This is a genomic window from Streptosporangium nanhuense, assembly GCF_059358815.1.
Genome location: NZ_JCADBG010000007.1, coordinates 161,981 through 185,886, shown reverse-complemented (window position 1 = coordinate 185,886; position 23,906 = coordinate 161,981). Strand labels below are relative to the sequence as shown.

Annotated in this window: 24 protein-coding genes and 1 pseudogene; 9 read left to right on the top strand and 16 right to left on the bottom strand. The window is 70.4% G+C overall.

The window, feature by feature from the left end; all coding sequences use genetic code 11:
- The first annotated feature begins 43 nt into the window (after positions 1-43).
- Positions 44-1,339 carry a beta-N-acetylhexosaminidase gene (locus tag AC5L38_RS16020; protein ID WP_495243578.1) on the top strand — a complete coding sequence of 432 codons (1,296 nt, stop codon included), beginning with the start codon at positions 44-46 and terminating at the stop codon, positions 1,337-1,339.
- Positions 1,340-1,396: 57 nt separating this feature from the next.
- On the top strand, positions 1,397-2,803 hold the full coding sequence (locus tag AC5L38_RS16015; RefSeq protein WP_495243577.1) for a cellulose binding domain-containing protein: 1,407 nt from the start codon (positions 1,397-1,399) through the stop codon (positions 2,801-2,803).
- A gap of 7 nt (positions 2,804-2,810) precedes the next feature.
- Here the strand turns inward: AC5L38_RS16015 and AC5L38_RS16010 are convergent, their stop codons facing one another.
- Both AC5L38_RS16010 and AC5L38_RS16005 read right to left on the bottom strand, forming a co-directional pair.
- Complete coding sequence (locus AC5L38_RS16010; protein WP_495243576.1) at positions 2,811-4,082, bottom strand: MFS transporter; 1,272 nt, start codon at positions 4,080-4,082, stop codon at positions 2,811-2,813.
- Between the two features lie 227 nt (positions 4,083-4,309).
- Positions 4,310-4,933 (bottom strand): TetR/AcrR family transcriptional regulator, encoded by a 624-nt coding sequence (locus tag AC5L38_RS16005; RefSeq protein WP_495243575.1) that lies wholly within the window; start codon positions 4,931-4,933, stop codon positions 4,310-4,312.
- Positions 4,934-5,038: 105 nt separating this feature from the next.
- Between AC5L38_RS16005 and AC5L38_RS16000 the strand changes: the two genes are divergently transcribed.
- The 4 genes from AC5L38_RS16000 to AC5L38_RS15985 all read left to right on the top strand — a co-directional run bounded on the left by AC5L38_RS16000 (position 5,039) and on the right by AC5L38_RS15985 (position 7,785).
- Entirely contained in the window at positions 5,039-6,238 is a 1,200-nt protein-coding gene (locus AC5L38_RS16000; RefSeq protein ID WP_495243574.1) for a cytochrome P450, read from the top strand.
- An 8-nt stretch (positions 6,239-6,246) separates the two neighbouring features.
- Positions 6,247-6,462 (top strand): ferredoxin, encoded by a 216-nt coding sequence (locus tag AC5L38_RS15995; RefSeq protein WP_495243573.1) that lies wholly within the window; start codon positions 6,247-6,249, stop codon positions 6,460-6,462.
- A gap of 200 nt (positions 6,463-6,662) precedes the next feature.
- A complete protein-coding gene (locus AC5L38_RS15990) occupies positions 6,663-6,980 on the top strand; it encodes a hypothetical protein (protein WP_495243572.1) in 318 nt (105 codons plus the stop codon).
- Positions 6,981-7,140: 160 nt separating this feature from the next.
- Positions 7,141-7,785, top strand: coding sequence for a hypothetical protein (locus AC5L38_RS15985; protein WP_495243571.1), 645 nt, complete (start codon positions 7,141-7,143; stop codon positions 7,783-7,785).
- 152 nt (positions 7,786-7,937) lie between these two features.
- On the opposite strand, the gene AC5L38_RS15980 is transcribed toward AC5L38_RS15985, so the two are convergent.
- On the bottom strand, positions 7,938-8,246 hold the full coding sequence (locus AC5L38_RS15980) for a hypothetical protein (protein ID WP_495243570.1): 309 nt from the start codon (positions 8,244-8,246) through the stop codon (positions 7,938-7,940).
- The gene (locus tag AC5L38_RS15975) at positions 8,243-8,470 is read right to left on the bottom strand and encodes a hypothetical protein (protein ID WP_495243569.1); all 228 of its coding nucleotides are present in this window, start codon (positions 8,468-8,470) and stop codon (positions 8,243-8,245) included. The genes AC5L38_RS15980 and AC5L38_RS15975 overlap by 4 nt, the downstream gene beginning before the upstream one ends.
- A 492-nt stretch (positions 8,471-8,962) precedes the next feature.
- Between AC5L38_RS15975 and AC5L38_RS15970 the strand changes: the two genes are divergently transcribed.
- On the top strand, positions 8,963-9,973 hold the full coding sequence (locus AC5L38_RS15970) for a hypothetical protein (RefSeq protein WP_495243568.1): 1,011 nt from the start codon (positions 8,963-8,965) through the stop codon (positions 9,971-9,973).
- A 125-nt stretch (positions 9,974-10,098) separates the two neighbouring features.
- On the opposite strand, the gene AC5L38_RS15965 is transcribed toward AC5L38_RS15970, so the two are convergent.
- The 3 genes and pseudogenes from AC5L38_RS15965 to AC5L38_RS15955 all read right to left on the bottom strand — a co-directional run.
- Complete coding sequence (locus tag AC5L38_RS15965) at positions 10,099-10,515, bottom strand: type II toxin-antitoxin system VapC family toxin (RefSeq protein ID WP_495243567.1); 417 nt, start codon at positions 10,513-10,515, stop codon at positions 10,099-10,101.
- Positions 10,512-10,718 carry a hypothetical protein gene (locus tag AC5L38_RS15960; protein WP_110695190.1) on the bottom strand — a complete coding sequence of 69 codons (207 nt, stop codon included), beginning with the start codon at positions 10,716-10,718 and terminating at the stop codon, positions 10,512-10,514. Before AC5L38_RS15960 ends, AC5L38_RS15965 begins: the two co-directional genes overlap by 4 nt.
- 173 nt (positions 10,719-10,891) lie before the next feature.
- A pseudogene (locus AC5L38_RS15955) lies at positions 10,892-11,308 on the bottom strand (ATP-binding cassette domain-containing protein); the annotation flags it as partial.
- Positions 11,309-11,421: 113 nt separating this feature from the next.
- On the opposite strand from AC5L38_RS15955, the gene AC5L38_RS15950 reads away from it, so the two are divergent.
- Positions 11,422-12,546, top strand: coding sequence for a class I SAM-dependent methyltransferase (locus tag AC5L38_RS15950; RefSeq protein WP_495243566.1), 1,125 nt, complete (start codon positions 11,422-11,424; stop codon positions 12,544-12,546).
- Here AC5L38_RS15950 and AC5L38_RS15945 read toward each other — a convergent pair.
- The 5 genes from AC5L38_RS15945 to AC5L38_RS15925 all read right to left on the bottom strand — a co-directional run bounded on the left by AC5L38_RS15945 (position 12,454) and on the right by AC5L38_RS15925 (position 19,205).
- Positions 12,454-13,767, bottom strand: coding sequence for a lipopolysaccharide biosynthesis protein (locus tag AC5L38_RS15945; protein WP_495243565.1), 1,314 nt, complete (start codon positions 13,765-13,767; stop codon positions 12,454-12,456). The two genes, AC5L38_RS15950 and AC5L38_RS15945, sit on opposite strands and share 93 nt — an antisense overlap.
- On the bottom strand, positions 13,764-15,695 hold the full coding sequence (asnB, locus tag AC5L38_RS15940; RefSeq protein ID WP_495243564.1) for an asparagine synthase (glutamine-hydrolyzing): 1,932 nt from the start codon (positions 15,693-15,695) through the stop codon (positions 13,764-13,766). Before asnB ends, AC5L38_RS15945 begins: the two co-directional genes overlap by 4 nt.
- Positions 15,683-16,849, bottom strand: a complete 1,167-nt coding sequence (locus AC5L38_RS15935) for a glycosyltransferase (RefSeq protein WP_495243563.1) — start codon at positions 16,847-16,849, stop codon at positions 15,683-15,685. The genes asnB and AC5L38_RS15935 overlap by 13 nt, the downstream gene beginning before the upstream one ends.
- 254 nt (positions 16,850-17,103) lie before the next feature.
- Positions 17,104-17,964 (bottom strand): SDR family oxidoreductase, encoded by an 861-nt coding sequence (locus AC5L38_RS15930; RefSeq protein ID WP_495243562.1) that lies wholly within the window; start codon positions 17,962-17,964, stop codon positions 17,104-17,106.
- Entirely contained in the window at positions 17,961-19,205 is a 1,245-nt protein-coding gene (locus AC5L38_RS15925) for an acyl-CoA dehydrogenase family protein (RefSeq protein ID WP_495243561.1), read from the bottom strand. Before AC5L38_RS15925 ends, AC5L38_RS15930 begins: the two co-directional genes overlap by 4 nt.
- Before the next feature lie 167 nt (positions 19,206-19,372).
- Here AC5L38_RS15925 and AC5L38_RS15920 point away from each other — a divergent pair, with 167 nt between their 5' ends.
- On the top strand, positions 19,373-20,089 hold the full coding sequence (locus AC5L38_RS15920) for a TetR/AcrR family transcriptional regulator (protein ID WP_495243560.1): 717 nt from the start codon (positions 19,373-19,375) through the stop codon (positions 20,087-20,089).
- 18 nt (positions 20,090-20,107) lie between these two features.
- On the opposite strand, the gene AC5L38_RS15915 is transcribed toward AC5L38_RS15920, so the two are convergent.
- Genes AC5L38_RS15915 through AC5L38_RS15900 form a run of 4 tightly spaced genes read right to left on the bottom strand, consistent with a single transcriptional unit; the run spans position 20,108 to position 23,840 of the window.
- Entirely contained in the window at positions 20,108-20,716 is a 609-nt protein-coding gene (locus AC5L38_RS15915) for a GTP-binding protein (protein WP_495243559.1), read from the bottom strand.
- Positions 20,697-21,047, bottom strand: coding sequence for a DUF742 domain-containing protein (locus AC5L38_RS15910; RefSeq protein WP_495243558.1), 351 nt, complete (start codon positions 21,045-21,047; stop codon positions 20,697-20,699). The genes AC5L38_RS15915 and AC5L38_RS15910 overlap by 20 nt, the downstream gene beginning before the upstream one ends.
- Positions 21,044-21,469: a roadblock/LC7 domain-containing protein gene (locus AC5L38_RS15905; RefSeq protein WP_495243557.1), complete on the bottom strand. Its 426-nt coding sequence runs from the start codon at positions 21,467-21,469 to the stop codon at positions 21,044-21,046. The genes AC5L38_RS15910 and AC5L38_RS15905 overlap by 4 nt, the downstream gene beginning before the upstream one ends.
- Positions 21,450-23,840, bottom strand: a complete 2,391-nt coding sequence (locus AC5L38_RS15900; RefSeq protein WP_495243556.1) for a sensor histidine kinase — start codon at positions 23,838-23,840, stop codon at positions 21,450-21,452. Before AC5L38_RS15900 ends, AC5L38_RS15905 begins: the two co-directional genes overlap by 20 nt.
- Positions 23,841-23,906: the final 66 nt, after the last annotated feature.

The following is a 23,906-nucleotide window of genomic DNA, read 5'->3' as shown; positions in this document are numbered from 1 at the left end:
CCACAGGCGTGCCCTCCCGGGGCGCCGCGAAGGGAAGACCAACGTGATCATTCCGAGGCCACGGGAAGTGGCCGTCGACGGGGGCTCCGTCGCGTTCCGGCGGGACCTCCTGCGGCTGATGCCCGACGACCCGTCCCTCGACGAGGAGGGCTACCGCCTCGACGTCTCCCCCTCGGGCGTCGAGCTCACCGCCGGCGGCCCGGCCGGCCGCTTCTACGGCTCGCGGACCCTCTCCCAGCTGGGTCCGCTGATCCCGTACGGGACGATCGAGGACCGGCCGAGGTTCGCCTGGCGCGGGGTGATGCTGGACGTCGCCCGGCACTTCATGCCCAAGGCGTTCGTCCTGCGCCTCGTCGACCTGCTCGCCGAGCACAAGCTCAACGTGCTGCACCTGCACCTCACCGACGACCAGGGATGGCGCCTGGAGATCGAGCGCTACCCCCTGCTCACCGAGGTCGGCGCGCGGCGCGGCGGCTTCTACACGCGGGACGACATACGGGAGATCGTCGCGTACGCGGCGGAGCGCTTCGTCACCGTGGTGCCCGAGATCGAGATGCCCGGCCACGCCCAGGCCGCCATCGCCGCCTACCCGCACCTGGGCAACGACCCGTCCCGTGAGGTGGAGGTCTGGGACGAGTGGGGGATCAGCGAGCACGTCCTCAACCTTGAGGAGTCCACCGTCCGCTTCTGCCAGGACGTGCTCGACGAGGTCTTCGAGCTCTTCCCGAGCCCGTACGTGCACGTCGGAGGGGACGAGTGCCCCACCACCGAGTGGGAGCGCGGTCCCCGGGCGCGGGAGCGGCTGGCGGAGCTGGGGCTGGCGGGGCCCCAGGACGCGTGCGCCTGGTTCATCGGCCGGATGGCCGCGCACCTGGAGAAGCACTCGCGCAGGCTGGTCTGCTGGGACGAGCCCGACCGCGAGCCCACCCCCGGCACGACCGTCATGGTCTGGCGCGACGAGCAGGCCGAGCGCGGCGGCAACGACATCATCCTGGCCCCGCACACGCGGACCTACTTCGACTACCGCCCCTCGGCCGCGCCCTTCGACGACCAGCCGGCCGACCCCGACCGGCCGACCGTCCAGGAGAGCGTCCTCACCCTGGCCGACACCTACGCGTTCGCACCCGACCCGGCCGCGCGGGGCGTGCAGTGCCAGCTGTGGACCGAGTACATGCCCACGCCCGAACGGGTCGAGTTCATGGCCCTGCCCAGGATGTGCGCCTTCGCCGAGGTCGCCTGGGGCTCGCCCGGCGACTACCCCGACTTCCTGCGGCGGCTCGGCCCGCACCTCGCCCGGCTCAGTGCCCAGGGCGTCCGCGGCGGCCCGCTCATCCCGTGACTCTCCCCTGAAAAACCCCAAGCCCCGGAAAGCACCCACTGAAGGGAAGGAAAGACAGTGCGCAGAAAGCTGTTACTCGGCGGGCTCGTGTCCGCCATGCTGCTCGCGCTGGTGGGCGTCGCGGCCAACCCGGCCAGCGCCCAGCAGTCCGTCAGGCTCCAGTACAAGACGAGCGCCACCGGAGCGACCGCCGACCAGGTCGAGCCGTGGTTCAACCTGGTCAACAGCGGCACCACGGCCGTGCCGCTGAGCGGCGTGAAGATCCGCTACTACTTCAAGGCGGACGCCGGATCGCCGCAGTACCGTTTCGCCTGCTCGTGGGCGGTGGTCTCCTGCTCCACGGTCACCGGGACCTTCGGGACGCTCTCCCCCGGCACGGCCACCGCCGACCGCTACCTTGAGGTGGGCTTCACCTCGGGGAACCTCGCGGTCGGGGCGCAGACCGGCGACCTGCAGCTGCGCTTCCACCGCGCCGACTGGCAGCGGCTGACCCAGAGCGACGACTACTCCTTCGGCCCGGCCCGCACGACGTACGGCGACTGGACCAAGGTGACCGTCTACCAGAACGGCGCCCTGGTCTGGGGCACCTCGCCCTCCGGCGGTGGCGGCGACCCGACCCCGACGCCCACCCCGACGATCACGAACCCTCCCGGCGGCAGCGGGGTGGTGTTCGACGACTTCACCTACAACAACGCCGACGACCCCAACATCTCCGCGCACAACTGGACCGTGCGCACCAACACCGGCGGCCCCGGCGTGCCCGGCGCGAGCTGGCCCAAGCAGAACGTGACCTTCCCGACGGTCTCGGGGACGAACAAGGCGCTGCAGCTCAAGGCCGTCACCGACGGAACCGCCTCGGGCACCCAGCAGTCGGAGGTGCTGCACCAGCGCAAGTTCCTGGAGGGCACCTACGCGGCCCGGGTGAAGTTCTCCGACACCCCGGTCAGCGGTCCCGACGGGGACCACATCGTGCAGACCTTCTTCACCATCACCCCGCTCGCCGCCGACATGGACCCCAACTACAGCGAGCAGGACTTCGAGTACCTGCCCAACGGCGGCTGGGGCGAGCCCGCCAACATCATGTACGCCACGTCGTGGGAGACCTACCGCAACGAGCCCTGGCAGGCGGTGAACGTGCACACCGAGGTCAGGCAGAGCTACGCGGGCTGGCACGACCTGGTCCTGCAGGTCTCCGGCGGCCAGATCAGGTACTACATCGACGGCGCCCTCTTCGCCGAGCACGGCGGCGACTACTACCCGGAGACGGTGCAGTCGGTGAACTTCAACCTCTGGTTCATCAGCGGCGGCCTGGTCGGCAGCTCGACCTCGCGTGACTACGTCCAGCAGGTCGACTGGTTCTACCACTCCAAGAACGAGGTCGTCGCCCCGGCCACCGTGCTGAGCCGCGTCAACAACTACCGTTCCGCCTCGACGACCTGGGTCGACACCGTCCCCAACCCCTGACCCTCCCCTACTGAGTACGGCCCGCGGTCTCCCCAGACGCGGGCCGTACGTCTTCTGTGGCGCCCGGCGCCCGCAGGGTGCGGACCTGCGGGGAGAGCAGCGCCGCGAGCGTGGCGACCACGACGAGACCGGAGCAGCCGAGAAGGGCGGTGCCGGGACCGATCGTGGCCGCGACGGGACCGGCGACGAGGATGCCGAGGGGCGCCAGCGCCAGGGATCCGAACCAGTCGTAGGAGCTGACGCGGGAGAGCGCGTCGGGAGGCACCTCGCGCTGCATGGTGGTGGTCCACAGCACGCCGAACACGTCCCCGGCCACACCCGCGGCGAACATCGCGACCACGATCGTCCACAGCGGCGCCCCGGCCCCGAGGAGCACCATCGGCAGCGCCGTGGGAAAGGTGGCCAGCACCGCGAGCAGCATGGGACGCCGGGGCCGCAGGCGCGCGGCGAGACCCGCGCCCGCGACGGTCCCCAGCGCCTGGGCCGTGACGATCAGCGCCCAGGAGCTCGCCCCGTCCAGGTCCCGCTCGGCGACCAGCGGACCGAGCACGCCGACGTTGGCCCCCACCGCGGCGACGACGAAGGCGTACTGCACCACCACGACCCACAGCCACTGGCGCGAGACGAACTCCCGCCAGCCGTGCCGCAGATCCGACCAGCCGGACCCCATGGACATCCGGAGGCGGCGGGGCAGGCGCATGGCGCGGATCAGCGCGGCGCTGGCGAGGAACGAGACGGCGTTGAACGCCAGGGCCCACCCGGCGCCGACCAGGGCGACGACGACACCGGACAGCGCGAGCCCCAGCACCATGGCGCCGTTCCTCGCGACCCCGAGCAGGGCGTTGGCCTCCTGCAACCGCTCCCCGGGGACGACCTCGGGCACCACCCCGGTCATCGCCGGGACGAACAGGGCGGTGGCCACCCCCGCCAGGGTCGCCAGCAGCGCCACCGCGGGGATCGGCGCGTCTCCGGTCAGGAACATCACCGCCAGCCCGCCGTACGCGACGGTGCCCACAACGTCGGCGATCACCATCAGCCCGGACCGGGAGAAGCGGTCGGCCAGCACGCCGCCGACGAGGATGAGCAGCAGCTGCGGCACGGCCTGGCACGCCAGCACCAGCGACAGCTGCGCGGGCGTGCTCCCGGGAATCGCGATCACGCCGAACGCCAGGGCCACCCGGGCGAAACCGTCTCCCAGCACGGAGATCGTCCGGGCCGAGGCGAGCAGGACGAAGCGCCTCTCTCGCAACAGGATCGCGGTGGGAGAGGGTGACTCCATGTCAGGCAGCGTAGACGCGAAAACGGCGCCGGTGGCATACCGGAAGACCGACCGGTCGGCGGTATGGACCGACGCGGTCGCACGCGGAGCGGGAAAACGACGAGGTCAGCCGATACACCGGAAGACCGTCGGACCGAGGCGCGGTCGTACGCGATGAAGAAGCGCGATGAAGAAGCGCGGCGAAGAAGCGCGGCGAAGAAGCGCCGTGGAGACAGACGAGGGCCCGGTCAGGGCAGCGGCGAGGAGGCCGCGCGGAGGGCCGAGAGGGCGAGCTCGGTGGCCTGGCGACCGGCCTCCAGCATCTCCTCCGGTGAGGCGCCGTTGCTCATGCTGACGAAGGCGGCGAGCTTGCCCCCGCCGGCCACCGCGCCGACGAGCGCCGACGCCTCGACGAGGCTCAGCTCCTGCGGGCAGGCCCGGTGCAGGGCCTCGGCGAGCTCCCGCTGGCTCTCGAAGAGGAGCAGCAGGCCGCGCGCCCGCAGCGAGGGGACGGTCATGACGAGGTAGTTGGCCGGGCCTATCTCGCTCTGGAGCCGCTCGTCGAGGGCGAGCATGGCCAACCCGGAGGCGACGGCGCGGGTCAGCACGTCGATCGCCCGGTCTCCCGGACGGGACTCCGCGATCACTCCCAGCACGCGCTCGACGCCGTCGCGCGAGTTGTGGAAGATCACGTCCTCCTTGCTCGCGAAGTAGCTGAAGAAGGTGCGCGTCGAGACGTCGGCGGCCGCGGCGATCTCCGAGACGGTGGTCTGCTCGTAGCCCTTCTCCATGAAGAGCTTCAGCGCGGCGGCGATGAGCGCGTGCCGGGTGCGGAGTTTCTTGCGTTCACGCAGTCCCAGGGCCTCACTCATGCGCGCAGCCTAATGCATCGGCCCATACTCTGCATCTATTGTAATTTTGCATTTGATGTAGTTTTCTGGACGGGACGAAGCGCATCGCTGCATGAGGAGTGTGAAATGACGCAGTCCCATCCGGAAGCGGTCACCTTCCCCTTCGGGCGTCCCGGCCCCTTCGAACCGCCGGAGCGCCTGGCCGCGCTCCGCGAGGAGGGGCCCGTGACCCCGCTCGCCTACCCGGACGGCACGACGGGCTGGCTGGTGACCGGCTACTCCGCCGTGCGGGCGATCCTCGCCGACCCCCGGTTCAGCTCCCGGCGCGAGCTGCTGAACGTCCCGGTGCCCTTCCCCCTGATGCAGGAGGTGCGCCGCCCGGCCGACCCCGGCCTGTTCATCCGGATGGACCCGCCCGACCACACCCGCTACCGAAAGCCGCTCACCGCCCAGTTCACGGTGCGGCGGATGAAGCAGCTGGAGCCAAGGATCCGGGAGATCACCGAGGAGCGGCTCTCCGCGATGGAGAAGGCCGGGCCTCCCCAGGACCTGGTGCGGGAGTTCGCGCTGCCCATCCCATCGCTGGTGATCTGCGAGCTGCTCGGCGTCCCGTACGCCGAGCGCGACGAGTTCCAGCGGTCCACCACGGTGCTGCTGAACCTGTCGTCCTCCGTCGAGGAGATCCGCGCGACGATCGCCCGCTTCGCCGCGTTCTTCGCCCGGCTCATCGAGGCCAAGCGGGCCGAGCCCGCCGACGACCTGCTCAGCGGGCTGATCGCGAGCGGCGAGCTGACCGACGAGGAGCTGGGCAACGTCGGCTTCCTGCTGCTCGTCGCCGGGCACGAGACGACGGCGAACATGCTCGGGCTCGGCACGTTCGCCCTGCTCCAGCACCCCGACCAGCTCGCCGCGCTGCGCGCCGACCCCTCGCTGATCGACAACACGGTCGAGGAGCTGCTGCGCTACCTCGGGATCATCCACGTCGGCCCGCTCCGCGCGGCCCTGGAGGACGTCGAGGTGGAGGGGCGGCTCATCAGGGCCGGAGACCCGGTGACCCTCTCGCTCCCGGCCGCCAACCGCGACCCCGCGCGCTTCCCCGACCCCGACCGCCTGGACATCACCAACCCCGCGACCGGGCACCTGACCTTCGGGCACGGGCTGCACCAGTGCCTCGGCCAGCAGCTCGCCCGCGTGGAGATGCGCATCGCGTTCCCGATGCTGTTCGACCGCTTCCCCGGCCTGCGCCTCGCCGTACCGGCGGAGGAGGTCCCGATGCGCGACACAATGTCCATCTACGGTGTACGGGAGCTGCCGGTCAGATGGTAGGAGGGGATATGAAGATCACCACGGACATGGGGCGGTGCATCGGAGCGGGCATGTGCGTGCTCACCGCGCCCGAGGTCTTCGACCAGAGCGAGGACGAGGGCACCGTCGTGCTCCTCGACGAGACGCCCCCGCCCGAGCTGCACGCCGCCGCCCGCCGAGCACAGCAGCTCTGCCCGTCGGGCGCCATCTCGGTGAGCGATCCGGGCGGTTCCCCGGCCCGGTAGCGCTCTGCCCGGTCAGCCCGTCGTGGACGGCCGGGCCGGCCTCGGCACCCCGCGTCCGGCCTTGATCGGTACCACCGGGACGGCTAGCCTGATCGCCGTGCCGCCGGAGGGCGGGGCCGAGGCGATCGCGTCATGTGGGAACGGTCCCGGCCACGACGAGCCGCTCGACCACGCCGCCACGGAGTTGGGACCGACTGACGATGAGCGCGGAAGAGGATTTCAAGCGGGTCGGCGCCGAGCTGGCCGACCTGGGTGTGGGGATCTCCAGGATGATGGGGAGTCCCGCGCTGAAAGACCAGGCGGGGAAGGTGTTCGCGAGCCTGCAGCGCGACGGCGCGATGGTGTTCCGGCTGGTCAGGGAGACCCCCGAACATACAGCCGCGCTGCAGCTGGCCGGGGCGTCCCTGTTCGACCCCTCGGGGCGGGGCAGGGCGATGAAGGACTGGGTGGTCGTGCCCCACTCCTCGGCCGGGAAATGGACGGATCTGGCCGAGGCCGCCCTCAGCCGTCCACGCTGATCGGCAGGCCACGTCGACGACGAGCCGGCGGCCGCCTCTCGTCCGGAGGATCGCCCTGCTCCTCGGCGGTCCCGCAGGCGGCGACGACCCCGGCGACGACGTCGGGATCCTGACACTCCTCCCGGGGAGTTACCGGCGTCGGGATCGTGGAGGGGACCGCTTGACCCCCGTGACCGGTGAGCGTGCGGAGGTGCTCTTCGGCGGTGACGACCTCCCAACCACGGCACTCACCGCGTTGATCTATACCGAGGGGAATCACGTGAGCTCAACAGTTGAGACCGTCGTGTCCGGGGAGCCCGGGAACACTGTCATCCGTGCCGAGTTCCCTGTGAACTACGCGCAGTTCTACCTGTTCGACGGCAACAAGTATCGAACCGTGCACCCGGAGCCGAAAGCACCTGGACTGTCGAACGCGGGCATCCTGCGAACTGTACGAGGAGGAGCCCACTTCGTTACCGGCCTCTATCTCGGAAGCATCGACTTGACCGTATCCCTGCACCACCACGCCCCGGGGCCGCTGCTGGAGGAATACGAGGACGTGGTCGAGGCCAGCTTCCAAGCCGACATCGAACCACTCACGGTAACCGCCTGGGATTCCACAAAGTACATCGCCCTGCCACAGCTGCCGTCCGAGGACGGCTGGTACCGGCTGCGCTACCACGCCCGCAACATGGACCAGGCCTTCGACCTGCGATCCACGGTGATCATCGACTCGTTTCACCTCCAGATATGGCCAGCCCCTCAGAGCGACACCGAGGTTCTCCAAGTGGTATCGGACAGAGCCCGTCGTAAATTGTCCCGGTGACCACCAAAAACCCAGACAAAGGTCGCACATCACGGCCACTACTACGACGTCCCGGCATCCATGGTCGGGCTCATCGTCCCCGGTCGCCCCGGCCCCAGCGAACGGTTTCGGAAGGTTCGCACCGCCGCTCGCGGGAATCATCGCCGTCCCCGTCAGGAAAACACGCCTGAGGCGGGCACCTCGCGCCGGACGGCCAGAGCCATGACCACCTCGTACATCTGGGCTTCGAGGTCGTCGGCGGTGGAGGCCCGCAGGATCTCCGGACCGGGCACCGGCCAGGCCGCGATCGCGTAGAACAGGCGCGAGTGCGTGCCGTAGAAGACGGCCCAGTCCTTCCACTCGCGATCCAGCCGCTCCGCGTCCGCGCGTGCCCGCCGATCCCACGAGCGGCGGGGAACGAGGGCAGGTACCAGACCATCCCGGTGCCGCCCTCCGGCAGGCGCGGACCCGCGCCGGATCACGAGACCTCCTGCCCAGCCACCTGCCGTGCCGCGCTCTCCTGTCTCTCGACCTCGGCCCGCAACTCGTCGAGGGTGTCGGCGTCGACCGTACGCGCCGCTCCGGCGCCGAACTCGGCGTCGGTGAACGGGACGACACGGGAGGCCCACAGCCGTCCCTTGTCACTCAGAACAATTCGCCAGCCCGAAATCACCGAACCGGGTGTCGTTGATTTACCATCGTCCATGGATCGGACCTCCATCCGATCAAGGGGCCCGTCCCGGCGTGCGATGCCGTGGCGGGCTCCGCCGTTTCCCGAGGCTTTTCGCCGCGTCCGTGTAATAGTGGAATCGGCCGACGAGATATCCAAGAGGTTTTCCGGGGGAAAGCGCGCACCCCCCAACCTCCCCAAACCCCGGAGTACGGAATGCCACGTACGCCCCAGCCGGTTAATCCCGCTGATTCCCCTTGGCACCTGCTTGGCAGCACTATTCGCCATCGGCGGGAAAATGCCCATTTATCGCAGCGCGGCCTTGCGGAAATGGTCCACGTGGACCACACGATGATCTCCGCCTGGGAGCGCGCCGCCTCGCGAATGGACACTTCCAGCGCTCGGGCGGTCGACAAGGCGCTGGAGGCGAACGGGCAGATCGCGGAGCTTCACGCCCTCGTCGTGGAACTCGCCCGATTCCGGGTAAGTAACGAAAAAACCAGCACCTCAGGACGTAATGAGGATGATGTGGAGCGCCGAACCCTTCTCCAACTCCTGATGACGATGGGTGCCGGTGTCGGCATCCCCGCTTCCGCCGTGGACGCCCTGCACGCGGGCCTGGGACGGATCACGGACCACGCGGCCGAGAACAGCGCGAGCGACTGGGAGCAGATCGCGTGGGACTACGCGCAGGGCGTCTGGACGGAGCCGCCGGGTTCCAGGATCGCCGACCTGACAGGCGACATCCGCAACCTGGGCCTTGCCTTGACGCGTGCTCAGGCCCCGGCCGAGCACACCACCCTGCTGCGCGTCTACGCCCAGCTGTCGGCGTTCCTGGCCCTCGACCTGGCCGAAACCTCCAGCGCCCGCGCGTGCTGGCGTTCGTGGCGCGCGGCCCGGTCGGCCGCCAACGCCTCCGGCGACCGTGAGCTGAGCGTGTGGATCCGCGCGGAGGAGGCCACTAAGTCTTTCTACATGCGTCGTCTCGGACCGGTCGCGGACACCCTGATCGAGGAGGCCGTGCATCTCGCCGACGGCCGTCCATGCCTCGGCCTGACGGAGGCACTGAAAACGCGCAGCCGCATTCTCGCCGAGGCCGGGCAGGTGGCCTCCGCCCGCGAGGTCCTCGACGATTTCAGGGGCGTATACGAGCGCCTTCCCGCCTCCGTGACCGACGACCCCATCTCCGTGTGGGGCCTGCCTTTGGACAGCGCGCAGTACGCCGAGGCTTTCGTGCTCACCAAGCTGGGAGACGGGAAGACGGCGATGCCGATGCTGGAGCAGGCTCTCGCCTCCTGCCCGCGCGAGAAAGCCGGGGGAAGGGCCAACATCGGCCTCATCCAGGCATGGGGAGTGGTCCAGGATCGCGATGTGACCGAGGGGCTCGGCCGCGCTCTCGACATCGCGACCTCCCTCCCCACCACGACCGCCAGGCGCAAGATCATGCGAGAGGTCGTGACCGCCCTCCCCGAACGCGCCCGAACCCTGCCCGCCGCCCGCGAACTCCACGCCCTCACAACAGGCGACCGTCCGGGTTGACGCGCCGGAGAACACCCACGGAGAGGCAGTGGATCAGGTCTCATCACCCTTCCGAGAGCCACAAAACGGTTCCTCGACAGCCGATCCGTCCGGATGCCGCTGGCGATGATCCTTCAGTTCCGCACTCAGAGCCGCTCGGGCAAGAGGGTGAACGCGTTCACGTGCCGGGGACGTACGACGGTGAAATGACGACGATCGAGTGTGGCAACCTCGGCCAGCTCAAGCCTCTCAGCCACCGCGACCACTGAGGCATCAGCCGCACCTAATGGGAGATTGGCATATGTTTCCACCAAATCACTCATACGGTCCAAATCCTCATTGATGAGGTCGATCAGAACCAGACCAGATTGAAAAGATCGCAGAAAAGCCGCTTCCGCTTTGCTTCCCTGGCGCTTCTCGATGAGCTGGCAGACTTCCATGACAACTGTGGCGGGAACGAGAAGCGGACCCGGATGAGTCCGCAAAAGCCCGGCGCAGAGTTCGTGATGGTTGTCCCGGATATTGGCCGCCGCGACCAAAGGCCCTGAATCAATGACAATCACGAAGAGTGATTGTCCTCCGAGCGCAGGATCTCTTCAGAGCGTTCCGCGAAATCCGGCTCGGCCTCAAGCGTTCCGATGAACGGCAGATCACGGACGACGGGCTGTTCGTCGAGCTGGTCTCGGACAAGGCGGAGCAGTGGTGCCACCTTCTCCTCGGGCAGGCGGTCCACCAGATGGTGAAGCTCCTCACGCATCACGCTCATGTATCGAGTGTAACCAGACACCACCGGAACGCACACGACCGAGCCGCAACGCACATCGAGGTTCCCCCGCAGGACGGACACCTCGTCTGAGTCGACCTTGTGTCGGGCTCACTGGTCCTCATCTGGTCGCCGGGCGGTCGGTTAGCGCTGTTGGATCGCTTCTGTCCGTATCAGGCATGTGCACGGTAATGCGTGGTGAGAACGACGGTGGAGCCGTCTTCGCGGAGCCTGTCGACGGTGTTCCACAGATCGTCTCGGGACTGGATGTCCAGGCCGGTGGTGGGCTCGTCCAAGAAGATCGGTTCAGGTGTTCCGTACACGGCGGTGGCGAAGTCCAGGCGTCGTTTCTCGCCGCCGGAGAGCTGGGAGACCTTGGTGGTGGCCTTGCGGGTGAGATTCACCACGCCGAGCACGCGCTCGGCCGTGTCCATGCGCCGGGTGAGTGATCCGATCAGCCGGACCGATTCACGCACCGTCAGGTCCGGGGAGAACCGACTCTCCTGCAGCATGATGCCCATCCGGGGCCGCACGGCGTTCCGGTCGCGCGGGCTCTGCCCGAAAACCCGCACGGTGCCCGAGGTGGTGGCGCGGACCCTCGGCCGCTCTTGCCGCCTTCGGCGGCGCCTTCTCGGTGTGATTGATCAACTGCGGTAAGTTACCCGTCGTTGGAGGTCCCTCGCGCGGCACATGACGGGAGACGACAGTGGACGAGCACCTTCTGCAGGTCAGGCGGGGTGACAGGTTCGCCTTCGGCCGCAACTGGACGTCCTTCGTCAACCTCGTCGACGAAGGTCGTGTCCAGCGCGCGATCGGCTCGCTGCGGGCGACCCTGGGCGTCGAGGACCTCGCCGGGCGCACCTTCCTCGACGTGGGCTGCGGCAGCGGCCTGTTCTCGCTCGCCGCGCACCGCCTCGGAGCGCGCGTGCACGCCTTCGACGCCGACGCCGAGGCGGTGGAGTCCGCCGTACGGCTACGACACGCCTTCGCTCCCGGCGCCTCCCTGACGATCGAGAGGGGAACGATCGACGCCCCCCGTACGACCGAGCGGGGATCGGCCGACGCCCCCCGGACGACCGACCGGGACTCGGTCGGCCCCGCCTGGACGATCGAGCGGGGGTCGATCCTGGACGACGGCTACCTCGCGCGGCTGGGGACCTTCGACGTGGTGTACGCCTGGGGGGTGCTGCACCACACCGGGGCCATGTGGCGGGCCTTCGACGCCGCCGTCGGGCTCGTCGCTCCCGGCGGGCTGCTGTTCGTCTCCTTGTACAACGACCAGGGCCGGCAGAGCCGGATCTGGACCGCCGTGAAGCGGCGCTACAACCGGTCGGGACCGGTGACCCGCGGCGCCCTGATCGCCGGAAGCTCGGCCTACGTCTACCGGGCCTGGCCCCTGCTCAAGGTCGCGCGGCTGCTCCAGGGCCGGGCCGATCCCGCGCTCGTCCAGCCGCGGGGCATGTCGCGCTGGCACGACATGCTCGACTGGGTGGGCGGCTACCCCTTCGAGGTCTCCAAGCCCGAGCAGGTCCTCGCCCGCGCCCACGCGCACGACCTCGGCCTCCTGCTGCTCAAGACGTGCGGGGGCGGACTCGGCTGCAACGAGTATCTGCTCCGGCGACCGCTCGGGGCGGCCGGCGGGCGGGAGCCGCTCGGGGCGGCCGACGCGTGCGAGCCCGCCGGATCAGCCGGCGCGCGGGAGCCGAACAGATCGACCGGCGCGCGGGAGCCCGCCGGATCAGCCGGCGCGCCGCGACCCGCGGACCCTGCGGATGATCTCCCGCACCTCGGCGACCCCCGGGCTCAACCGCCTCAGGGGCATCCCCGCTGATCGCGCGAACCAGCCCACCTGGGCCGCGGCGAGCGCCGTGTAGGCGATCGTGGACGCCAGAGCACACCCCACGACGCCCGTACGAGGGATCAGAAGGACGTTCAGCACGAGGTTCGTCAGCAACGCCGCGCCGTACATCAGCGTGGTGGGGACCGGCAGGTCGAGGCGGAGCAGATAGGCCGCGGCCGGAGCCGCCGCCGCGGCGGCCGCCACGCCCGGTGCGAGCACCAGCATCGGGACGACGCACCCCGCGAAGGCCGGTCCGGCGGCGGCGACCACCAGGAACGGTCCCGCCAGGCAGAAAAGGACGGCCGAGGAAACGGCGAGGACGGCGGTGATCCGGATCGTCCGGGCCGTGTACGCCGCGGCCGCCTCCTGGCTCGACTCCATCTGCCGGGGCAGAGCGATCTGGACCACCGTGCCGGTCATGGCCCGCAGGAGCTCGGCCGGCGTCACCGCCATGGAGTAGATCCCCACCGCGGCGGGCGTGCTCATGGCGTTCAGGATCAGAACGTCGAGCCGCAGCAGCAGGAAATGACAGACATAGCCCGGATGATGGCTCAGCCCGCACGACAGCGTGCGGGCGACCAGCCGCCCCTCGCGCGGCCGGCGTACGGGCAGGGACGGCAGCAGGAGCAGCAGGTTCACCACGGCCGAGAGGGTCCAGATGATCACCACTCCCTCGACGGTGAGCGACCCGGGAAACCCCAGGGCCGCCAGGGCGGAGCACTGCAGGGCCGCTCCGGCCAGCGAGCCCCGGTTGACGACCCCGGTGCGGGAGCGCAGGACGTGCACGTTGTTGACGTAGACGATCGCCGTCATGACCGGCACCGCGGCCAGCCCCCAGATCAGCGCGGAGCGGTCCGCGGCCACCACGGCGGCGCCGGGCAGGAGCACGGCCGCGAGGAACGAGCCTCCCGCGGCCACCGCGCCCACGGCGAGCCCCAGCCACAGGGCGTTCGCCGCGATCGCCGGCCGGTCGCCCTCCCGCGTCCACAGCGCCGTCTGTGACTTCTCCACCGACAGGTTTCCCAGGGCCGCCGCCGTGGTCGCGATGGTGACGATCACCCAGTAGGCGCCGCGGTCGCCCGGCCCCAGTGCGCGGGCCACGATGACGCCGGTGAGGCCCCCGGCCACGGCGAGCGTCAGGCGGGTCAGGAGCAGGTGGGCCAGGCGGGTGGCGGTCGCGTCCCGGCGCCCCGCCGTGGCCGGGGCGCTCACGTGAGCCGCGGTCGCCGATGACGGTCCGCCGCCGGTCGTACGGCCGGCTGTACGGCCGGTCGCGCGGGCAGGTGGGTCCGGTGCCAGAGCTCGAACTGCAGCAGCGCCCAGATGCGCTCGGAGTGGTCACGGCCGGCGGCGTGCTCGGCGAGCAGGCGGGCGACGACCCGCGGATCGAAGATCCCCCGGTCGCGGGCGGTGGCGTCGGTGAGCAGGTCGTACGCCAGGGGACGCAGCCCGGTCCTGAGCCAGGAGGCCAGCGGCACCCCGAACCCCATCTTCGGGCGCCGCAGCAGGTGCGCGGGCAACCAGTCCGCCAGGGCGCGCTTGAGGAGATACTTCGTCGTCCCGCCGCGGATCTTCAGCTCGCCGGGCAGGCCCGCGGCCCACTCCATCAGGACGTGGTCCAGGAAGGGGGAGCGCGCCTCGACCGAGTAGGCCATCGTGCTGATGTCGGTCTTCACCAGCAGGTCGCCGGGCAGGTAGGTGTTGACGTCGACGTCCATGACCCGGGTGAGGTCACAGCCCGCGGAGGACTCCTCGAAGGCCCGCTCGACGATGTCCCCGCTGTGGACGCCCGCCACCCGGCCACGCTGCCACGGGGTGTAGACCTTCCACTTCTGCTCCTCGGTGAAGTAGGACATCAGGCGCGTGTACCTGCCGGTCGTCGGCAACCCGGCCAGTTCCATGCCCCACCCCGCCTTGCGGAGCATCGACCCCTGGCGCGACAGGGCCTGCACGCTCCGGCCCGCCGCGCCCAGCAACGGCGACACCGTCGACGGCAGCCGCAGCCGGGAGGCCCGCCGCAGCAACACGTAACGGCGGTAGCCGCCGAAGGACTCGTCCCCGCCGTCCCCGTTGAGCACCACCGTCACCTCCCGGCCGCTCATCCGGGCGAGGACGAGGCTGGGGATCGCCGAGGAGTCGGCGAACGGCTCGTCGAAGTGCCAGGCCAGAGCGGGGAACACGTCCAGCGGGGCGCCGGAGAGGACCAGCTCCGAGTGGTCGGTGCCGTAGAGGGCGGCCACCTCTCCGGCGTGCTCGCGCTCGTCGAAGGCGGCCTTCTCGAAGCCGACGCAGAAGGTGCGGATCGGCCGCGAGGACTGCCGCGCCATCGCCGCGACGACCGCGGAGGAGTCGACCCCACCCGACAGGAAGGCGCCGATCGGGCGCTCACCGGTCATGCGCAGCCGGGTCGCCTCCACCAGCAGCCCGCGCAGCCGTCCGGCTTCCTCCTCGACGGCCGCCGCCGGGCGCGGAGTGGCGTCCAGCCGCCAGTAGCGGTCGACGCGCACCTGGCCGTCCTGCCACACCAGGGTCGAACCCGGCGGGAGCTTCCCGATGCCCTCGAAGATCGACCAGGGGGCCGGCACGTACTGGAACGTCAGATAGTGGTGCAGGGCGGCGGGGTCGACCTCTCCGCGCCAGCGCGGGTCGCGGACCAGTGCCTTCAGCTCGGAGGCGAACCGCAGCGAGCCGGACCGGACCCCCCAGTAGAGCGGCTTCACGCCCACCCGGTCACGGGCCAGCAGCAACCTGCGCCTGCGCCCGTCCCACACGGCGAAGGCGAACATCCCGCGCAGGCGGTGCACCAGGGCGTCGCCGTGTTCCTCGTAGAGGTGGACCAGGCACTCGGAGTCGCCGCTCGCGGCCAGGCGGTGTCCCTTGGCCAGCAACTCGGCCCGCAACTCGGCGAAGTTGTAGATCTCGCCGTTGAACACCGCGACGACGCGACCGTCCTCGCTGTAGACGGGCTGGTCGCCGCCGGCCACGTCGACGACGGCGAGGCGGCGCGTCCCGAGCACGGCGGAGTGCTCCACGTGCAGGCCACCGCCGTCGGGGCCGCGGTGCGCGATCGTCTCGCACATGTCGCGGACCGTGTCCGGGTCCACTCCGTCCGGGCAGAAGGCGCCGGCTATCGCGCACATCGCTCCTCCAGAAGACGCCGGTACAGCGCCAGATGCCGGTCGATCATGGAGTCCACGCCGAGGTTGTCCAGCGCCCAGGCGCGCGCGGCGCCGCCGAGGGACGCTCCCAGGCGAGGGTCGCGCACCACGCGCTCCAGGGCGTCGGCCAGCGCGCGGGGGCCCTGCGGAGGGACCAGCAGCCCGCGCCCGTTCAGCAGCTCGCAGGTCCCGCCCACCGCGGTGGCGACGATCGGCCTGCCCGCCGCCATCGCCTCCATCACCGCGTTGCTCATCCCCTCGTGGAGCGAGGCGAGCACCACCACCGACGCCCGGTGCATCAGGGCCTCGACGTCCCGGCGAAGGCCCAGAAGGCGCAGGTCCACCCCCAGGCTCGCCGCCTGCGACTCCAGGACGTCGCGCTCGGGCCCCTCGCCCGCGAGCACCAGCGTGCACGGCGTGCCCTGGTCGGCCAGCAGCGCCACGGCCTCGATGAGGCAGCGGTGCCCCTTGTGCGTCATCAGGTTGGCGACACAGCACACGACCGGCAGGTCGGTGGTGATCGGCGCGGGCGCGGCGGGCAGGAACGCCGACTCCGGCAACCCGTTGTAGATCACGCTGATCTTCTCCGGGGCGAGACCCTCCATCCTCCTGGCGCTCTCCGCCACGGCCACGGCGTTGGCCACCACGTGCCGCGTCAGCCGGGTGGCGATGCGTTCCAGCACGCGGCTCCCGTACCGGAGCCGTTTGAAGATGCCCAGGTTGCGCCGCCCCGCCACGATGACGGGGACCCGGGCGAGCCAGGCGATCGGCGCGCCGAGCACGTAGGCGTGGTAGAGGAAGGCGTGCAGCACGTCCGGCCTGAGCCGCCATACCAGCCTGACGAGGCGTACCGCCGCGAACAGGTTGCGAGGAAGGGCCATGACCCCCGTCGACAACTCGGTGAACCCGGCGTTGTGCACGCGGATACCGGCGCCTTCGAGCGCGTCCCCGTAGGGGCCCTTCGAGTGCAACGTCACCACGTCGACCTTCACACCGCTGCGGGCCAGCCCCGCGGCCAGGAGGAAGATCTGCTTCTCGGTGCCACCGACTCTCAGCTGCCCGGTCAGCAGCACGACACGACGAGGCCCGCTGGGTGCCGTTTTCCTGGACGAGGCCACCTCGCGATCACTTTTCACGCTCGCGATCTTACGGTGAGTGATCAGTGCTGGTGTGGGGGAGATTGCCGTGACCACGGGCGTGTCGCGGGCCGGGGGCGAGGCCGATCGCCCCGCCCGCTCATCTCGGGTACGCGGGCTTGGGACGCGACCTCGGGCTCGCGGGCTTGGGACGCGACCTTCGGTACGCGGGCAGGGGACGCGACCTTCGGTACGCGGGCCGGGAACCCGGCCTCAGGCTCGCGGGCCGGGAACCTGAGGCCGGGTTCCCGGCCTCAGGCTCGCGGGCCGGGGACCCGGCGGAAGGCGAAGGGCTCGCTCTCGCGGCCCGGGATGACGAACCAGCACTCGCCGGTGCCGTCGCTGTCGAGCAGCCGGACGAACGTGTCGACGACGGACGAGACGTCCAGGATCGGGAAGCCGAGTTGCTCCAGCACGGCCTTGCCCTCGCCGAGGATCGCGGTGTCGGCGAACGACGGGCAGAGCGCCTGCACCCTGATCCCCTGCGGCCGGAGGTCCTCGGCGAGCGAGCGGACGAGGCCGACGACGGCGTGCTTGTTGGCGGCGTAGACGGGGTCGGAGGGGATGCCGACGATGCCCGCCATGCTCGCGGTCGCCACGATCGTGCCGCCGCCCGCCGCGCGCAGGGCCGGGAGGGAGGCGTGTATCCCGAAGACGACGCCGTCGAGGTTCACGCCCATCGCCAGGCGGTAGCGCCGGACGTCGAAGTCCTCTCCCAGCCCGAAGCCCGAGGCGATGCCCGCGTTGAGGAAGGCGAGGTCGAGCCTGCCGTACCGCTCGACCGCGGTCGCCACCGCCGCCTCGTTGTCCTCCAGCCGCGACACGTCGCAGTGGACGTACGTCGCGCCCAGCTCGTCGGCGAGCTTCGCGCCCGCGACGTCGTCGATGTCGGCGAGGACGAGGCGGGCCCCGCCCGCGGCCAGCCGCCGGGCCACGCCCGCGCCGATGCCGTTGCCGCCGCCGGTGACGAGGGCGACCTTGCCCTCCAGATCGTCGCCGCGGACCGTGTTGAACGTCCCGGTCACGCCTTCCGGGCTCCCCTGGACGCCCAGCCCGCTGAGCAGCCCGCCCCCGCCGCCCTCTCCGGTGAACCCGCTCGTCTTCTCCGTGCTCACAGTGGCAACCCTCCGGTGGCGGCGTTGGTCGAGCCCGTGCTCCGGTACGCCGCGATCGTACGCTCGGCGATGCGCATCTGGTGAATCTCGTCGGCCCCGTCCGCGAAACGGGCCCAGCGGGCGTGCTGGAGCATCTTGGCCAGCGGGGTGTCGGTCGAGTAGCCGAGCGCGCCGTGCACCTGGATCGCCCGGTCGACGATCCGGTTGAGGCTGTTGGCCACGAAGTGCTTCGACATCGAGACCTCGGTCCTGAAGTCCTCGCCCCTGTCGATCTTCGAGGCGGCGTGCAGGACCATCAGCTTGCACTGGTACAGCTCCATGGCCGAGTCGGCGATCAGCCACTGGATGCCCTGTTTCTCGGCGAGCAGCGACCCGTGGCTGTAGCGGTTGAGCGCGCGGTCGACCATCATGTCGAGCGCCGTCTCGGCCTGGGAGATCCAGCGCATGCAGTGCGCCAGCCGCGCCGGGCCCAGGCGGTACTGGCCGAGCCGGTGGCCGTTGCCGCGCCCGCCGAGGATCTGGCTGTCGTGCACCCGCAGGTCGGTGATGACGATCTCGCTGTGGCCGGTGGAGCCGTGCATCGTCTCGACCTCGCGGACGTCGTTCCACCCCTCCTGCGGGAGGTCGACGAGGAAAGCGGTGTTGCCGCCGCGCGAGCCCTCTGGCACGTCGAGCTCGGTCTTGGCGATGAGGATGGCGAAGCTCGACCGGCGGGCGTTGGAGATGAACCACTTGTGGCCGTTGATGACCCACTCCTCGCCGTCCTGGACGGCGTGGGTGCGGATGAGCGTGGGGTCGGAGCCGGCCACCTCCGGCTCGGTCATCGCGAAGCACGACATCTTGTGGCCCTTGAGCAGCGGCCTGAGGTATCTCTCCTTCTGCTCGTCGGTCCCCCAGTGCAGCAGCGTGTGCATGTTGCCCTCGTCGGGCGCCGAGCAGTTGAGGACCCACGGCCCGAGCCGGGTCTTGGCCGCCTCCGACTGCACCATGGCCAGCTCGACGTGGCCGAGGCCCATGCCGCCCCACTCCTTGGGCATGTGCGGCAGCCACAGCCCCTCGGCCTGCGCCTTGCCACGCAGCTCGAAGATGACGCGAATGTACTCGTCGCGCGAGGTCACCTTCCCTGTGTCGTCGAGGTCACCGAAGCCGCTGACGGCCGGGACGATGGTCTCCTGGACGAAGGCACGCACCCGGCGGCGGATCTCCTCGTGCTCGGGGGCGAGGGTGAAGTCGATGGCCATGGGGTCCTCCCCTTAGCGGCGGCTGACAGGTCCTGCGGGTCCGGAGGGCCGCCGGGCGGGTGTGCCGCGACCTTTGATGCGACTGCTTCATGATTTGATACACATGCATTATTACCCTAGCGACCGGTACGTTCACCGGCAAGGCATCGGCAAGGCAGGAGCACGGCATGCCCCCCAACCCGGAAGCGACCGGCAGGCGCCTGGTGGCGGCGGCCGAGCGGCTGTTCGCCGAGCGCGGGATCGACGGCGTGTCGCTCCGCGAGATCAACGGCGCCGCCGGGCAGCGCAACGCGACGGCGCTGCAGTACCACTTCGGGGACCGCGCGGGCCTGCTGGGCGCGGTGCTCGCCAAGCACCACCCCGAGATCGAGGCGCGCCGCCACCAGCTGCTCGACGAGTACGAGTCCCGGGGCGACCTGCCGGAGGCCGAGGCCCGCCGCACCCTCGCCGCCGCGCTGGTACGGCCGATGGCGGCCAAGCTGGCCGACCCCGACGGCGGCCGGCACTACCTGCGGATCATGGAGCAGCTCGTGCACCGCACGCCCCTGCCCGCCACGCGGAGCACGGACCCGGGGCAGAGCATCGACCGGTGGCGCGAGCTCGTGGCCCCGCTGCTGTCCGAGGTCGCGCTGCGCCGGCTGCACCAGCGCTTCATGGCGATCCGGATCACGTACGTGGAGCTGGCCCGCCGCGCCGCCGGACCCGAGGGCAAGGACGACCGGCTCTTCACCAGCCACCTGGTCGACGTCGTGTCGGCCGTACTGGCCACCGAGGTCTCCGAGGAGACCGCGCGGCTCCTGGGGGAACGCGACAGGAAACGCGCCGTGAGGGCCGGGGAGGTCCCGGAAACACCGGAGAACCCAAAGAACCCGGCCCCCGGATAGGACCCGGAGGCTCGGGCTTCAGGCGCCCGCGTGAGCCGCCTGGAAGGCACCTCCCGCCGAGTAGGTGACCAGCGTGGTCAGCACCTCCTTGACCGAGTCGCGCCTGCGCACGTCGCAGAGGATGATCGGGGCCACGCCGTCCAGGCCCAGCGCCCGCCGCACCTTGATCGGGTCGTGCCGCCGCGCGCCGTCGAAGCAGTTGACCGCCACGACGAACGGGAGCCCGCGCTGCTCGAAGTAGTCGACGGCCGGGAAGCAGTCCTGCAGGCGGCGGGTGTCGGCGAGCACGACCGCGCCGAGGGCCCCGACGGACAGCTCGTCCCACATGAACCAGAACCTGTCCTGGCCCGGGGTGCCGAACAGGTAGAGCCAGAGCCCGTCGCGGATGGTGATCCGGCCGAAGTCCAGCGCGACGGTCGTGGTGATCTTCGACTCCACGCCCGCGGTGTCGTCCACGTAGATGCCGCGCTCGCTCAGCAGCTCCTCGGTGTGCAAGGGCCTGATCTCGCTGATCGTGCCGACCATGGTCGTCTTGCCGACTCCGAAACCACCGGCGACAAGGATCTTGATGGCCATGGCCGGGCTGTCGGCCGGGCTCGTCCCCGGCTCAGAGGCCGCGTATTCCATGCAGCACTTCCCTGTAGATGCGTTCGTCGATCGTCTTCCCCATCGGCTGGGGCCTGTCGATGGTGACCAGGCCCTCGCGTCGCAGCTCGCTGAGGAGTACGCGGGTGATGTTGAGTGGCAGCTTGAGGTGGGCTGCGACGTCCGCCACGGGGGTGGGCCGGCGGCATGCGGTCAGCACGTTGACATGCTCGGGCATCAGCCCGACCGGTTCGAAGACCATCTCGACGGTCGTGACGATGGCCACCAGGTCGAAGCTCTCCCCGACCGGGCGCGCCCGGCCACCGGTCACCCCGAAGAGCCTGACGAGGGGCCCGGGATCCTCTCCCGTCACGTTCTCGCACCATTCCAGGCCGGCGCCGGGGCAGCTCCCCTCGGCTGCGCGGACAGGTGCTCGCCGACGCGCTTGACCAGCAGCGCCATCTCGTACGTCACCATGCCCAGTTCGGCGTCGTGCGCGGCCAGCACGGCCAGCCTGGCCCCCTGGCCCGCCGCGGTGACGAACAGGAAGCCGCCCTCCATCTCGATGATGGTCTGCCGCACGCCACCGAGGCCGAAGTGCCGCCCCGCGCCCAGTGCGAGGCTGTGGCTTCCCGCCGAGATGGCGGACAGATGCTCGGCGTCCTCCCGGGTCAGCTCCCGGGAACCGCCCATCGCCAGGCCGTCGGCGGACAGCACGATGGCGTGCCGGATACCGGTGACCCGCTGGGTCAGGTCGTCGAGCAGCCAGCTCAGTTCAGATCTGGGGTCGGGCATCGGAGTGGCCATCCTTTCGCTTCCACACGTCCAGTTCCTGCTCGGCCTGGCTGCGACCCTGCTGCCAGCCTCTCTGCATGGACGACATGAGGTTTGAGAGCTCCTCGGGAGTTCGCGCGGTGATGTCGCGCTTCTCGGCGGAACGCGTCTGGCGGAGCTGGGGGGCCAGATTAGCCTGCCGTACCCGCATCGGCAGCCCGTCCAGGTCGTCGTCGGTGTCGGGTATGAACACGGCCCGCCGCACGGAGGTCGGGGACCCGTTCGAGGAGCCGTTCGGGGACCCGTTTGAGGCGCCGTTCGGGAAGGCGACCTGGGAACCGTTCGGGGAAGCGACCGGGGAGCCGTTCGGGAAGGTCGGGGCCTCGCGCCGCTCCTGGGTGGGGAACCAGCTCTGCGTGGTCTCGGACGCGCCGGCCGTCACCACCTCCTCCTGCGTGCCGGGCAGGACCTTGGGCCACTCCTCCGGTCCCGCGTTCAGCGCCCTGACGGGCCCGGCCGCGTGCGCGCCGCCCTGGCGCGGGTGCACGCCCTCGGCGGCCAGTGACGCGCAGGTGGCGAGCAGGTTCTGCGGCAGCAGCACGATCGCGGTGGTGCCGTCGTACGGCGAGGGGCGCAGCACGACCTTGATCCCGTGCCGGGCGGCGAGCCTGGCCACGACGAACAGGCCGAGCCGGTCGCTGTCGGCCAGGTCGAACTCCGGCGGGTCGGCGAGCTTGGCGTTGAGCTCGTCGAGGTTGACCTGGCTCAGTCCCAGGCCCCGGTCCTCGACCTCCAGCGCGAAGCCGTTGGCCGCGACCATGCTGCGTACGTGCACCACGGTGTTCGGCGGCGAGAAGATGGTGGCGTTCTCCACCAGCTCCGCGATCAGGTGGATCACGTCGGTGACCGCGGCGCCGACCAGCAGCGGCGCCTGCGGCATGGGAAGCACGGTGACGCGGGTGTAGTCCTCGACCTCCAGCACGGCGCTGCGCACCACGTCGAAGATCGGCACCGGGTCGCGCCACCTGCGGGCCGGGGCCGCGTCGGACAGGATGATCAGGTTCTCCGCGTGCCGCCGCATGCGGGTGGTCAGGTGGTCGAGCTTGAAGAGGCCCTCCAGGGTCTCCGGCTCCTCGACGCGGCGCTCCATCGTGTCGAGGAGCGTGAGCTGGCGGTGGAGCAGCGCCTGGTTGCGCCAGGCGAGGTTCAGGAAGACCATGCCGACGCCCTTGCGGAGCGTGGCCTGGCCGACCGCGGCCTCCACCGCGGTACGCCGCACGCTGGAGAAGGCGTTCACGACGCGGTCGACCTCGGCGGTGTTCGCGGGGGCCAGTTCGGGGGCCTCGGTCGCCGGGTCCACGTCCTCGCCCTTGCGCAGCCGCTCGACCAGCCGGGGCAACCGCTCCTCGGCCAGTTCCACGGCCGACGCCTGGAGCCGCTTCAGCTCGGCGATCAGGGAGCGGCCGAACCGGTAGGAGACCACGATCGAGACGATGATCGCGAGCAGGCCCAGTCCCAGGGTCAGCCCGATCCGCAGGTAGGCGGCGTTCTTGAGGTCGTCGCCCCTGGCATTGGAGCGGGCGAATTCCTGCAGGGTCTGCTTGCTGAGGGTCCCGAGAACGGCCTCGGCGTCACGCTTCCACTCACCGGCGTCCAGCGGGGGCCTGCCGATGAGGTTCCACGAGAAGATCCTGTCCTCGTTGGCCTTGAAGCGCAGGTAGGCGGGGTTCTGGATGAACGTCTCGTGCTCCGCCCGCAGGTCGGGACTCATGTCCCGCTCCGCGTAGACCAGGTAGGTCCTCCGGCTGGTCATCGCCGAGACGAAGGCGGCGTGCTCAGTGGGCGTCATCTCGCCGCGCTTCATCGCGGCGGTGAGCACGGCGTGTTCCCGGCCCGCGAACTCGCTGGTGGTGCTGTAGGCGCCCATGCCCCGGACGTTGCGGAAGGACGACAGGTCGGCGATCGCGCTGGAGTCGCCGAACTGCCGGTTGGCGACGCTGATGAACTCGTTGTAGCCGTCGGTGACCTGGACGGCCTTGATCGCACCGCTGTCGGCGAAGGTGCGCACCTGGATGAGCCCTTCCATGGCCGCCTCCAGCGACCGCACGTCCTTCGGGGTGTTGCCGGGCTCGTAGGCCTCGGCGGAGGCGATCGCCTGGCGCACCAGGTCCAGCTTGCCGTTCGTGACCCGCCGCTGCTCGGAGAGCGCCCGGCTCTGGCCGGTGGCGCCGGCCGCCTCGGCGGAGAGCTGGCGCTCCCGCTGGATCTCCACGATCAGCTCCCGGATCGGCGCGCCGATCACCTGCCAGCGCGTCTGGGTCTGGGCGATGCCGGCGACCTGCGCGACGGTCGAGTAGGCGACGAACGCCCACAGGATGATCAACGAGAGCACGGGGAGGATGAGGATCCGGAGGATCTTCCAGCGAATCGGAGGGGGGGAACTCATTCGACTTGTCCA

Coding starts and splice junctions, on each gene's coding strand:
- AC5L38_RS16010 (WP_495243576.1), bottom strand. CDS start 4,082: ATGGAGTCACCCTCTCCCACCGCGATCCTGTTGCGAGAGAGGCGCTTC.
- AC5L38_RS16005 (WP_495243575.1), bottom strand. CDS start 4,933: ATGAGTGAGGCCCTGGGACTGCGTGAACGCAAGAAACTCCGCACCCGG.
- AC5L38_RS16000 (WP_495243574.1), top strand. CDS start 5,039: ATGACGCAGTCCCATCCGGAAGCGGTCACCTTCCCCTTCGGGCGTCCC.
- AC5L38_RS15995 (WP_495243573.1), top strand. CDS start 6,247: ATGAAGATCACCACGGACATGGGGCGGTGCATCGGAGCGGGCATGTGC.
- AC5L38_RS15990 (WP_495243572.1), top strand. CDS start 6,663: ATGAGCGCGGAAGAGGATTTCAAGCGGGTCGGCGCCGAGCTGGCCGAC.
- AC5L38_RS15975 (WP_495243569.1), bottom strand. CDS start 8,470: ATGGACGATGGTAAATCAACGACACCCGGTTCGGTGATTTCGGGCTGG.
- AC5L38_RS15960 (WP_110695190.1), bottom strand. CDS start 10,718: ATGAGCGTGATGCGTGAGGAGCTTCACCATCTGGTGGACCGCCTGCCC.
- asnB (WP_495243564.1), bottom strand. CDS start 15,695: ATGTGCGCGATAGCCGGCGCCTTCTGCCCGGACGGAGTGGACCCGGAC.
- AC5L38_RS15925 (WP_495243561.1), bottom strand. CDS start 19,205: ATGGCCATCGACTTCACCCTCGCCCCCGAGCACGAGGAGATCCGCCGC.
- AC5L38_RS15920 (WP_495243560.1), top strand. CDS start 19,373: ATGCCCCCCAACCCGGAAGCGACCGGCAGGCGCCTGGTGGCGGCGGCC.
- AC5L38_RS15915 (WP_495243559.1), bottom strand. CDS start 20,716: ATGGAATACGCGGCCTCTGAGCCGGGGACGAGCCCGGCCGACAGCCCG.
- AC5L38_RS15905 (WP_495243557.1), bottom strand. CDS start 21,469: ATGCCCGACCCCAGATCTGAACTGAGCTGGCTGCTCGACGACCTGACC.